7 protein-coding genes are annotated in these 13,317 nt (G+C 40.8%); all 7 read left to right on the top strand.

Annotated elements, in window-relative coordinates; translation table 11 throughout:
- The first annotated feature begins 82 nt into the window (after positions 1-82).
- Complete coding sequence (locus R2S08_RS28560; protein ID WP_208300827.1) at positions 83-1,198, top strand: glycoside hydrolase family 43 protein; 1,116 nt, start codon at positions 83-85, stop codon at positions 1,196-1,198.
- Positions 1,199-1,473: 275 nt separating this feature from the next.
- A complete protein-coding gene (locus R2S08_RS28555; protein ID WP_316838312.1) occupies positions 1,474-2,715 on the top strand; it encodes an MFS transporter in 1,242 nt (413 codons plus the stop codon).
- A gap of 296 nt (positions 2,716-3,011) precedes the next feature.
- Entirely contained in the window at positions 3,012-6,170 is a 3,159-nt protein-coding gene (locus R2S08_RS28550) for a sugar-binding domain-containing protein (protein WP_316838311.1), read from the top strand.
- Positions 6,171-6,207: 37 nt separating this feature from the next.
- A complete protein-coding gene (locus R2S08_RS28545) occupies positions 6,208-6,804 on the top strand; it encodes an RNA polymerase sigma-70 factor (RefSeq protein ID WP_316838310.1) in 597 nt (198 codons plus the stop codon).
- A 58-nt stretch (positions 6,805-6,862) separates the two neighbouring features.
- Positions 6,863-8,008 carry a FecR family protein gene (locus R2S08_RS28540; protein WP_316838309.1) on the top strand — a complete coding sequence of 382 codons (1,146 nt, stop codon included), beginning with the start codon at positions 6,863-6,865 and terminating at the stop codon, positions 8,006-8,008.
- Positions 8,009-8,253: 245 nt separating this feature from the next.
- Entirely contained in the window at positions 8,254-11,571 is a 3,318-nt protein-coding gene (locus R2S08_RS28535; RefSeq protein ID WP_316838308.1) for a TonB-dependent receptor, read from the top strand.
- A 19-nt stretch (positions 11,572-11,590) separates the two neighbouring features.
- On the top strand, positions 11,591-13,317 hold a 1,727-nt coding region (locus tag R2S08_RS28530; protein WP_316838307.1), incomplete at its 3' end, for a RagB/SusD family nutrient uptake outer membrane protein.

Raw genomic sequence — 13,317 nt, 5'->3', positions numbered from 1 at the left:
TTAAATTACTATTAAAATTTAACGACAATCTTGCCAATTGTTGCGAATTTCTCAAATTAGTGTCTTACTTAGATATTCAATAATGAATGGAAAAATAGCTGCAATTATGGGCTTTGCGATCTTATTTGTGTTAAGCAATAGTCTTTCTGCACAACAAGCGTATACTTCTTTTACTCCTGGAAAAATATGGAAAGATAATAACGGTGTTCATATTAACGCCCATGGTGGTGGAATCCTGGCACATAAAGGAATTTATTACTGGTTTGGAGAACATAAAATTGAAGGTGAAAAAGGCAATACCGCTCAGGTTGGGGTCCATTGCTATTCTTCAAAAGATCTGTATAATTGGAATGATGAAGGTATTGCCCTGGCTGTTTCAGAAGATTTGAAAAGTGATATCGCTAAAGGCTGTATCCTGGAGCGTCCGAAAGTTGTTTACAATAAGAAAACCAACAAGTTTGTGATGTGGTTTCATTTGGAACTTTTAGGAAAGGGGTATTCAGCAGCTAGATCTGGTGTTGCTGTGGCCGACCGTCCGACCGGACCATATACATTTATTAAGAGTTACCGCCCAAATCCAGGTAAAATGCCTTACTATTCAGTAGGAATACAGGAAAATGATCAGGTAAACTGCGATAGGCCAGCCAACAAGAGTGATGGTCTTTTCTGCAGGGATTTCAAGGATGGGCAAATGGCCAGAGATATGACAGTTTTTGTAGATGATGACGGAAAAGCTTACCACGTATTCTCATCAGAAGATAATTTTACCCTGCATTTATCAGAGTTAACCTCTGATTATTTAAGTCATACTGGAAAATTTACACGAATCTACGTTGGGCACTCAACTGAGGCACCAGCGTTATTCAAGAAAAATGGGACCTATTATATGATCGGCTCAGGTTGCACAGGTTGGGCACCAAATGCTGCAAGATGGTTTAAAGCAAGTTCGATCTGGGGCCCCTGGACGTATATGGGAAATCCCTGCCAGGGGGAAGAGGCTAATATAACTTACGGTGGGCAAAGCACATATGTATTACCAGCACCAGCAAAAAAGGGGGAATTTATTTTTATGGCCGATATATGGGAACCAAAAAATCCGATTAATGGACGCTATTTATGGCTGCCGATCAAATTTCAAAATGATAAGATGACTATAAACTTCACAGATGAGTGGAACTTAAGCACATTCAATAAGTAGCACTGGAATCACGCAAATGATGGCCTTTTAACAGGCTATTTGTAAGTTGGCTATCGCTGACTTGCCCGGGCATTTTTTTACAGCAAAAGTCTAATTGGTGAAAAAAACTGCGTTGACAGGTTGTTCAGAATTATTTTTCATGTGCGTTAACTGTTTGATTATGAGTTTAATTTCTTGTTCGTAATATTGATTCGTAATTGCATAGCCATCTAGGAGGTTTTAGATTTGATTCCTGATAAATTTACATAATACCGTAATATTTACCTATCAATAAAATGAACATTCAGGAAAATAAAAAATCATGGCAGTATCTTTTTAGCGCTGTCGTAATTGTTGCCGCACTCGGCTATTTTGTAGATATATACGATCTTCTGCTTTTTGGAATCGTAAGAATTCCAAGTTTAACTGATCTGGGTTTAAATGAAGCTGATAGATCTATCGAAGGAGCCAGTATTTTAAACTGGCAAATGACTGGTTTATTATTGGGGGGCATTTTATGGGGGATTTTAGGTGATAAAAAAGGCAGGCTTTCAGTTTTATTTGGCTCTATTATTACTTATTCCATTGCCAATTTTGCCTGTGGTTTCGTTCAGGATGTTACCATTTACAAAGCCCTTCGTTTTGTTGCTGGCATTGGTTTAGCTGGCGAACTGGGCGCAGGAATTACGTTGGTATCAGAGAGTCTTCCTAAAAGATTGAGGGGAATCGGTACTTCAGTAGTGGCCGGTGTAGGGCTGTTAGGAGCTGTAGCTGCTTACTTTACTGTTGAACTGTTCAGCTGGCGCTATGCCTATTTTACTGGTGGCGGGCTGGGCGTGTTATTGCTGTTTTTAAGAATAGGCGTTTTTGAATCGGGTATGTTTAAACACATGTCCGAAAAGAGCCAGTTAAAAAAAGGAGATTTCTTATCCTTTTTTACCAATAGAAGGCGTTTAAAACTCTATGCAAAATGCATCGGGATTGGATTGCCTACCTGGTATGTTATTGGTATTCTGGCCACTTTTAGTAATGAATTTGCCTTGGCGCTAGGCATTACCGAGACAGTAAAACCGGGTCTTGCAGTAATGTGGTGTTATATCGGATTAGCCGCAGGCGATCTGTTGAGCGGAGTAATCAGCTATTATCTTTCTTCCAGAAAAAAAACTGTAGGCATTATGATGGTTTTTACTCTTATCGGCACTATAATCTATCTTTATGCAGGTATCCAAAGTGCAAAGGGACTGTACCTGATGTGTTTGTGGTTAGGTTTTGGGATTGGTTACTGGGCTATGTTCGTAACTATTGGAGCAGAGCAGTTTGGAACCAATGTACGCGCAACAGCAGCAACCACAATTCCAAATATGGTGCGTGGAACGGTTATCCTGATGACTACTTTTTATGTTTTTTTAAAGCCTTATGTACTCGGATTGCATGCAGCGGCTATATTAGGACTTATCTGTTTTGGCATCGGTTTTTATTGTATTCTCACCATTCCGGAAACGCACGATAAAGATCTTGATTTTATTGAGCCAGAATAACTTCAATTACCAAATCTAAAAAGAGAAGCTAATAACAATAAGTCTACGCATGAACAAAGCGGAGAGACTAATTATAACCAAGCCCTGATTAAAGGTTTTTTAATCAGTTGCGTGTAACATTTTTAACAAGCTGGTTAAGCTGGAGTAAAGTCGGCATGTTTTATTTTGCAGGTTTTTCAGGGCTTTTTCTTTTCCAAAGAAAATCCATCATTAATGGAATAATGTCCATTAATTTAACGCTGAACATCATGTAAATTTGTTTTCTGTCCTTGTCAACTCAAGCCGAGATTACCTTTATGATGAAACACTTAGCCGGATTTCTTTTTTTTGTTTTATTCACGCAAACAGGTTTTTCGCAGGAAAAACTTTCTTTAGCCGGCTCCTGGTGTTTTCAACTTGATCCCGATGGTAAGGAAATGAAACAGGACTGGTATCAAAACCCTCAGGTAGAACATATCCAGCTTCCAGGTACAACAGACGAGGCAAAAAAAGGGACAAAGACTCAGGGTGCCGATTACGGAATTCTATCAAGAGCTTATAAATACATAGGACCAGCCTGGTACAGCAGAGAAATCAATATTCCATCTGCCTGGAAAGGAAAAGAAATTGAACTTTTTCTGGAAAGAGTGATGTGGGAATCTACAGTATGGCTTGACGGAGTGGAATTGTCTAAACAAGATGCGCTTGCCGTACCGCATATTCATTCTTTAGGCGTATTAAAACCAGGAAAGCACCAGCTCAGCCTTCGAATCAACAACGACCTGATTTATAATATCGGAGATAAAGGCCATGCCTATACAGAGTATACGCAGAGCATCTGGAACGGCGTAGTTGGTAAAATTGAACTGCAAGCCAAAGCGAAAACACGGTTAACAGATTTGCAGGTGTTTGCTGATGCAAAAAAGAAGCAGCTGGAGTTGAAATTAAAACTCCAGGATCCTGCTCCCATGAATATCGTTTATACGATTGTTGATCTGCAAACCAACAAACTGGTATTCAGCAAGCAACTTAGGCTAAGCAATGAGGCTGAGCAGGTACACGACCTTAAACTGGACTTTCCTGTTAAACTATGGGATGAGTTTAGTCCGAACCGTTATCAGATCACGGCCAGGTTGCAGAATAAGAACCAGGTTGAAGTTGATTTTGGTTTCCGGAACATTAGCCGAAGCGCCTCAAAAATCCTGATCAATGATGCACCTGTATTTATGAGGGGAAACCTGGATTGCGTTCATTTTCCATTAACAGGATACCCTTCCTGCGATGTAGCAGAATGGGAAAGGATTTTCAGGATCTATAAATCTTACGGCCTGAATCATGTACGTTTCCATTCCTGGTGCCCACCTGAAGCGGCCTTTAAAGCTGCGGATAAGCTAGGTATCTATATCCAGGCCGAAATGATATGGATTGATTGGTGGATGACCGAGCCGCCTAAAGACCGTCCGGATATGCTGACAAAGGGCCTGCCTAAAGGTCTTGGTCATAATCCCTCGGCCGATCAGTTTGTACAGGACGAATTGCAGCGGATCGTAGAGGCATATGGAAATCATCCTTCTTTTACCATGTTGTGTATAGGCAATGAATTGGGAAATTCTGATTTTTCCAAAATGCAGGAATGGATCACAAAAATAAAAGACAAGGATACCAGAAGGCTATATGCTTTATCTACCGCCCGAAAGATCATGCCTGTTGATGATTTCTCCGCTACGCATAACATCCCCAATGGAGGCGGAACTTATGGACTGAAGGAGGCGGGTACAGATTATGACCTGGAGAAGAACTATTCCAAAAGTAATATTCCAATTATAGCCCATGAGGTGGGGCAATTTCCCGTTTACCCTCTATGGGCCGAGATTGATAAATATACCGGCGTACTGAAAGCCCGCAATTTAGAGCTTTGCAAAGCCTCTGCAGTGGAGAATGGATTAGATCAGCAAGATGCCGTTTTCCATAAAGCCAGCGGCGCATTGCAAAAAGTTTTATACAAGGCGCTGATTGAAAATTTTTACCGCACACCCTCCTGTGCAGGTTTTCAAATGCTGAGTATGCAGGATTACCAGGGGCAGGGGGAAGCTTTAGTGGGATGGCTGGATGCATTTTATGATGATAAAGGCACAACAGCAGCTCCTTATTTTAAACAGTATAACAATGAGGTCGTCCCATTGGCAAGGTTTAAAAAATTCACCTGGCAAAATACAGAAGATTTTGTCGCAAAGCTGCAAGTGGCCAATTATGGAAGCAAAGATCTTAAAAATGAGGTGAAATGGACACTTACTGATGAGAGTAGTCAGGTGTTAGGGCAGGGGACAGCAGGCGATGTATTGATAAAAAGAGGAGAGGTAAAACCAGTGATTGAGGTGCGCCTGCCTTTAACAAAAGTAGCGAAGGCAACTAAAGCCAGGTTTGTATTGTCTTTGCCAGGAACGGCCTATCACAATGAATGGGAAATCTGGATCTACCCGGAGCAAGTTCCAGTTCAAACTTCCGGAGTAGTCACAGAGACCGACAGACTCGACGAAAAAACATTGCTAGACCTGCAAAATGGTAAAACCGTATTGCTCTACGCTTCAAAGCTTGGACAGGCGGATGGTTTCAGGCCAGTGTTCTTTGAGCCACTGTTTTGGTCTAATGTGTTTTTTCCAGGTCAGGAAAATACCACTTTGGGTACCTCTGTTAACGCTCAGCATCCGGTATTTAATGATTTTCCGACAGACTTTTACAGCGATTGGCAATGGGAGGCCATCAGTAAAGGAGGGCGATCGTTTAAGCTGAAAAAATGGCCTCAGAATATACAGCCAATGGCTCAGCCCATTAGCGATTTTCACCTCAATGAGAAATTAGGATCATTGTTTGAATGCCAGGTGGGTAAAGGAAAATTACTGATTTGCGGATACGATGTGCAGTCTGCGCAGAACCCGGTTGCCAGGCAATTCAGATATAGCCTGCTCAAATACATGTCTAGTGAAGCTTTTAAACCAGAAGTTAGTGTAGACACAGGGCTGCTGAGGGCAACTTTTCCAATGGTTAAGCAAGCGGAAAGCAAGACACCTGTACCCGCAGCTTTTTCTGAGGCTCTGGTATATACAAAGGCAGGAACAGATGCGCCTGCACTTAAACGGAATACGCAGTTCAAATTTATCGGCACAAAAGATATATGGAAATGGGATGGAAAGGAAGCCTGGTATGGCAAAAAGCTGGAGATGGAAATGAATCCACCCCAGGGTGTTATCGGTGAACTGTATCTTCATTTTGAAGATTGGAATAACGAGGGCCGGGATGCCAAAATATGGGTTGAAGGAAGAGAATTTGCCACGGGGAAACTGGACAAAGCAGGCAAATGGATAAAATTATTTGTGATGAGGGAAGATACCAACGATGGCAAAGTCCATGTAAAGATTGAATCTGTGGCGGGGAGTAATGCGATGATTTCAGAAGTGGTGTTTGTAGAGACCAAATAATTAGATATTTATTTACCTCAGTCTGGAGATTAGAACTATGCTCGAACACAAAGTTTATGCAGATCATGAGTTAATTGCTTTGCTGAAAGCAGATCATCAGGTAGCGCTTAAAAATATTTATGAAAAATATTGGAAGCGTCTTTACCTTTCAGCTTACTCCGTTCTTAAAGACAGTGACCAGGCACAGGATATTGTTCAGGAAGTTCTGTTACAATTGTGGATCCGGAAAAATGAGGCAGATATTGAAAAGTTAAGTGCCTATCTTTTTACTGCAGTTCGTTATAAGGTATTATCTTACATTCGATCGGCAGATCACCGCAAGGTCTTCATTGAAGATGATGATCTTGAACAACTGGCCGGAATACAGGAACCCCATAATAACTTAGAGCTAAATGACATCAAAAAGATCCTTGAATTGGGAATCTCCTCTTTGCCAGAACGTTGCCGGCAGGTATTCATCCTTTCTCGAAAAGAATTACTAAGTAACAAGGAAATTGCCGAGCGCTTAGGAATTACGGTGAAAGCAGTGGAATCTCAGATGACCATTGCTTTAAAACAATTGAGGGCTAAAATGGGCGATTTCTTCTTCTTGGTGCTTATCATTACGCCATTAGTGTCGATGATTAAAAAATAATTTCCTTTCTTACTGGGGTCAACAGCTTTTATATAGACTTATATATAGAAGACAGCTCATGACAAATAAAGAATTTAGGGATTTGGCAATCAAATGCGAAGATGGAACTGCCACTGAAACAGAAAGGGAACGGTTTAATCAGGTTTATGACTTTTTGAGCAACCAATATAAAGAATGGGATCCTGTGTTAATGAAGGATGAAGAAACGGTAAAGGATTATGTTTTCGAATTGCTAAGCCATGATGTTCAGCAGTTTGAAAAGAGAAAAAAACAACTAAGTATCTATAAATACATTGGGGTAGCGGCCAGTATCCTGATTTTGGGAATCGCGGTTTTTTATACAAATCGTGCCAAAAAGGTGGAACAAGTTGCGCCCTTGTATGCCAATGATGTAGCTCCTGGCGGTAATAAAGCTTTTCTGGTCTTGAGCAATGGAAAAAGACTGGCCCTGGGAGAACTGTCCAATGGAACCATTGCAAGGCAATCCGGGATTAAAGTTACAAAAAAAGCAGACGGACAATTGATTTATACTATTGAGGATCATGGTCAAACCCGCCAGGCCAATGAGTATAACACCATAGAAACGCCAAAGGGAGGTCAGTATGAGGTGCGCCTGCCTGATGGTACTATTGTCTGGCTAAATTCGGCCTCAACATTAAAATATCCCGTAAGTTTTGCAGCATTTAAAGAAAGAAAAGTGTTGCTGAAAGGAGAGGCTTATTTCGAAGTAGCAAAGGATAGCCAACATCCTTTTACCGTAAAATCCGACCGCCAGACGATAGAAGTCTTAGGTACACATTTTAACGTCAATACTTATCCGGACGAGCCTTTAGTTAAAACAACCTTACTGGAAGGCAGCGTAAAAGTAAGTAGCAACAATATGGCCGATCGCGTGCTAAAACCCGGACAACAAGCAGACTTATCCATGAACGGAGAACTAAAGGTATCTGATGTGGATACAGAACTTTCCGTGGCCTGGAAAAACAAACAATTTATGTTTGAAAGTGAAAAAATTGAGACGATTATGCGGATGATCGAACGCTGGTATAATGTAGAAGTTGAATATACAGGAGAAAAAACGGAAGAAAGATTCGGTGGGTCTGTTTCCAGATTTGACCATGTTTCTAAAGTTTTAAAATCGCTGGAAAGTACAGGAAAGGTTCATTTTAAAATTCAGGGAAGAAAAATATATGTTTCCAGGTAAACATAGCGCTCAAATAATGATAATTAACCAAATAAATCACTAAACCAAAGAACGATGAAGAAATACCTACGACAGAAAAGCTAGGGCTGGAGGAAGCCAGGACAGACAGCGATGAAAAAAACCAGAAGCGCAATTAACGCTCCTGGTTAAGTGTTTGGCCTACGTAAATTATGAGTAAACTGTAAAGCAGAAGCCTGAAGATTCGAAGCAAAAGGCATACTGCATTAAACCAAACTGTAAACCAAATGTATAAAAAATATACTACTAAACGTGGTATGGGTAATGCCTGTGCCATTAAAATACTGCGAATTATGCGATTAACCACCGCGATATTAATTGCTACATTTATGCAGGTCAGTGCCGCTGGCTTTGCGCAAAAAATTACGTTGTCGAGATCTAATGCACCTTTAAAAGCTGTTTTAAAAGAAATCAGACAACAAAGCGGATATAATTTTCTGTACACGGATAATATCCTGAAAAAGGCGAAACCTGTTAACATAAGTCTGAATAAAACCAATATCCTGGATGCCCTTAAGCAGCTATTTGAAGGGCAGATTTTAACCTACAGCATCAATGAAAATACGATAACCATTTGGGAGAAAGAAAATTTCCCTACCGCTGGCAATGGTTTGATGAGAAAAGAAACCATTAAAGGAGAAGTTGTAGATGAACAAGGAAAGGCCTTACCGGGTGTAAATATTTCGGTGAAGGGTGCCAGCAAGGGAACTTCAACAGATGTGAATGGTCACTTTTCCATTGCGTTGGCCACCGGAGAAAATGAACTGATCATTTCTGCTATTGGATACATCAGCCAAACGATTACCCTGGGAAAGGAAACCAGTCTCCATGTCGTTTTAAAAGAAGTTACCTCGAAGTTAGATGAAGTGGTGGTGGTAGGTTATGGTACACAAAAAAGAAGAGATTTAACCACTGCCGTATCTGGTATCGACAGCAAGGAAATATTGCAGAGCAAATCGTTTTCTGTATCTAACTCCTTGGCCGGACGGGTACCCGGTTTAATTGTAAACCAACGTACCTCCAGACCGGGGAACGATGATGCCTCTATATTTATTCGTGGGGCAAGTACTACAGGAAATACAGCGGCATTAATTGTAGTGGACGGTGTAGCCAACCGAGATGGAATTTCGAGAATTGACCCTAATGATATAGAATCCATATCAGTGCTAAAAGATGCTTCAGCGGCTATTTACGGAGCTCAGTCTGCCAATGGTGTAGTTCTCATAACGACTAAACGGGGTAAAACCGGTAAACCTACCGTTAACTACTCGTTTAACCATGGTATCGTAAGCCCAACACGATATATGGAAATGAGCAATGCAGCCGATTTCGTAAAAGGAATAAACGATCTGGACAGGCAGGCTGGAAGAGTAGCTACTTATAGCGCACAACAAGTGGCCGATTATCAAAACGGAGTTTTACCAAGTACAGACTGGTTAAGAGCAACACAAAAAAGCAGCTTTAACCAGGACAGACATAACCTTAGTGTAAGCGGAGGTAATGAAGCGGTAAAGTACTTTCTCTCTTTGGGAACAGGAACGCAGGGAACAATAAACGTAAACGATAATACCTCGAAATATACTCAATACAATTTCAGGTCTAATATTGATGCGCAGGTTACCAAAAATTTCAGCGTTGGGCTTGATATAGCCGGAAGAAGGCAAAATGTCAATTTTTTAGGTGTTGACGATGGATCTTTATTTAGCTGGAGTGTGCTTGGTCCGCCTGTATTGCCAGCAACAATCTTGGGCGATTATCCAGCAGCGGGAAGAGGAAATAACAACCCTCTGGCAGCAGTTACAAGCGCTTCTTACAACAGAACAGAAAGCTCTCTTTTTAACGGAACGCTAAAGGCTAAATATAAAATCCCTGGTGTTTCAGGTCTTTCGGTTGATGGCTTTTTTGCTCTGGATCAAGGGCAGAATTTTCAAAAAGTTTGGCAGCAACCCTGGACTTTTTATGTAGACGTAAATGGAACTCCTTCTCCCCGAACAAGAGAAAATCCATCTTCACTGTCTGAGACCTTTAGCAAAAGCCAATCGATCACAAAAAATATAAAGCTTAATTACGAAAGAGATTTTGGGAAACACGCCCTTTCCGCATTTGTTTCGTTTGAACAAAATGAAAGTAATGGTCAAAATCTATCCGCATCCCGAGTTGGCTTTGTATCGCCTGTAATTGATCAGCTTTTTGCGGGCAGCCCAATAAAAGATAATCAAAGCAATAATGGAAGCGCAAGCAGTGGTGCCCGTCAAAACTACCTTGGGCGTATTTCTTATGCTTATAATAAAAAATATCTGGCACAGTTGTATTTCGGTATCAACGGATCACAAATTTTTCCTAAAGGCAAACGTTTTGGTGATTTTCCCGGCGGATCATTGGGTTGGGTAGTTTCCGAAGAACAGTTTATGAAAAATATCGAGCTGGTCAATAATTTAAAAGTAAGGGTATCCTATGGAATATTGGGAAATGACAGAGTTGGCCAATACCAATATTTAAATGTGTATAATTTGGGAGCTGGATATGTATTTAATGGCGCAGATGTTTCTGCCTTAAATCCTGGTGTTGCGGCCAATCCAAACATCACCTGGGAAAGGAAAAAGAGTTTCGATCTGGGCTTAGATGCCACTATACTTAACAACAGCCTATCTTTTACTGTAGATTATTTTAGCAGCAGGACTTCTGATATTCTTGCTAAAAGGAATGCTACGGTACCCAATTATACAGGGCTTTCTTTACCCAACGAAAATATAGGTATTGTAGACAATGCCGGTGTTGACGGACAGATCAATTACAGTAAAACATTTGGTAGCGTACGTTTTAACGTGGGCGGAAATTTTACTTTTGCAAAAAACAAAATTGTATTTGTTGATGAAGTTCCACCCACAGTACCTTACCAAAATTCCACTGGCCGTCCAATAGGGACGCAGTTTTTATATAAGGTAATTGGTGTCTATAGAACTGCTGCTGATTTGGCGAAATACCCAGGGCTCGCAGGTAAAAGACTGGGTGATCTGATCTATCAGGATGTGAGCGGTGATGGAATCATAAATGGAGACGATATGTATCCGGTAGAACGAAACGCTACACCACAAATTCAATATGGCTTTAATTTTGGCCTGCAATATGCCAATTTCGATTTTATGGCACAGTTTCAAGGTCAGGCACGTGCAGTTCAATACTTTAGTTATCTGTTTGATAATGGCAACAACGCCCCTGCCTACTATGTAAAAAATGCCTGGACACCAGATCATATAGATGCCCCTTTGCCTAGTATAGGAAGAAGTACGGCAAGCAACGACTTGTTTTTGAGGGATGTTTCCTTTGTAAGGCTAAAAAATATTGAGTTGGGGTATACCTTGCCTAAAAAAATACTTTCCAAAATAGGTTTCCAATCCGCAAGGGTGTTTGTCAATGGTTACAACCTGCTTACGTTTGACGGCCTGAAAAAAGATGGATTGGGTGATCCTGAAAATGTTGATCCAAGGGGATTTGTATTTCCTCAGACAAAGATCATTTCGTTTGGTCTAAACGCAACCTTTTAACTTATTTAAATATTAAATCATGAAACGCATAGATATATATACTTACAAAAAAGTAAGAACAAAGTTGCTCCCGGCAATTCTTTTAACTATTGTCTTGATTGCAGGCTGTACAAAAGCATTAGACCTTCAGCCTCTGGACTCTTTCAGTGATAAATCTGTTTTTAGCGATGGCCCAACTTTAAGTCTTTTTGTAAATGGCACCTATCGATATTTAAGGCAGCCTTTTAGCAGCGATGACGGGCTTACAGAAGGACTTACAGACAATGCATATACAAGATACGTAGGTTCTCAACAGGCATATACAGACGGAGAAATCGTTAGAGATAACGGGGAAACGGTAGACCGCGGCGAATGGGCAAATGCCTATGCCGGTATAAGAAGAGTAAATTTGTTTTTTGAGCAATCTGCTGCGAGCAAAATAGATGCCGCTACAATCAGTAAACTGGGTGCAGAAATGAGGTTTATAAGAGCATTCAAATACTTTGATTTAATGAAGTATTATGGTGGAGTACCCATTATCACGAGTACATTTGCGCTCGGTGCACCTACTTTTGATGTGTCAAGAAATAGCATTGAAGAAGTAACCGCATTTATCGTTAAGGAATGCGATGAGATTATTCCGGTTTTATCAAGCTTTGCCTCAGCAGATAAGGGAAAAGCAACTAAAGAGGCTGCTATGGCCTTAAAAGCCAGAACTTTGCTTTATGCCGCAAGTCCATTATTTAGCCCTACTTTCGATGCAACCAAGTGGACGGCCGCCAGAGATGCCAATAAAGCGGTCATGAATTTACCTGGGTTTAATATGATCAATAATGGTACAGCTGCAGACTATTACGATACGTTTAACGGCAAAAATCAATCAGAGATTATTTTTGCGCGCTATTTTACCGCAGCAAACTCACAGTCTGAAAATACTGCCGGCGAGGGCGCTAACTTTTGGCTTTACCCCAATTCAATGAATTCATGGTCGCCCGTTTCACCAACTCAGGATATCATTGATAGTTATGAAATGAGTAACGGAAAATTGCCTAAAGAAGCTGGATCTGGTTACAATGATCAAGATCCTTACATAAACAGAGAGCCCAGGTTTTATGCCAATTTTATGTTCAATGGAGCGATCTTTTATGATCCGTATACCACAAAAACCACACGTGCCCTCCAATACTATCGCGATAAAAACAACCCCGCAAATCCACTCTTAAACGGAAATGAATCAAGGGGGGCAAGTTTTTATGCAGAAGGTGCTTCTCCTACAAGTTACAACTTTAAAAAGTATACTGTAGAAGGACTTGGTTCCCGTAACATTGGCAGCACTACACAGGTTAATCCATGGATCTATTTTCGTAAAACTGAATTTTACTTAAATTATGCGGAGTGTGAAATAGCTTTAGGTAACGAAGAGCCCGCAAGAACGGCGATTAATGCCGTACGCAGCAAGGTTGGTTTAACAGGTATAACTGAAAGCGGAGCTGCTTTGGTGCAACGGTACAGAAGGGAAAGACGTGTGGAGCTGGTGCTTGAAGATCATCGGATACAGGATATCAGAAGATGGAAGATCGGGCCAGATGCATTGAACAAACCAGTAATGGGCGTAGATATTTACAAAAATGGTACAGTCATGGAATACAATTATAATTTCACTGTATATAACAACCGCAAGTGGTCAGATAAAATGTACTGGCTCCCTATTCCCTACAGCGAAATTCAGCGTAGCCATAATAAACTCACTCAAAACCCGGGCTATTA

The organism is Pedobacter nutrimenti, assembly GCF_032678445.1.
Lineage (GTDB): Bacteria > Bacteroidota > Bacteroidia > Sphingobacteriales > Sphingobacteriaceae > Pedobacter > Pedobacter nutrimenti_A.
This window is presented reverse-complemented; position numbering and strand designations above follow the sequence as displayed.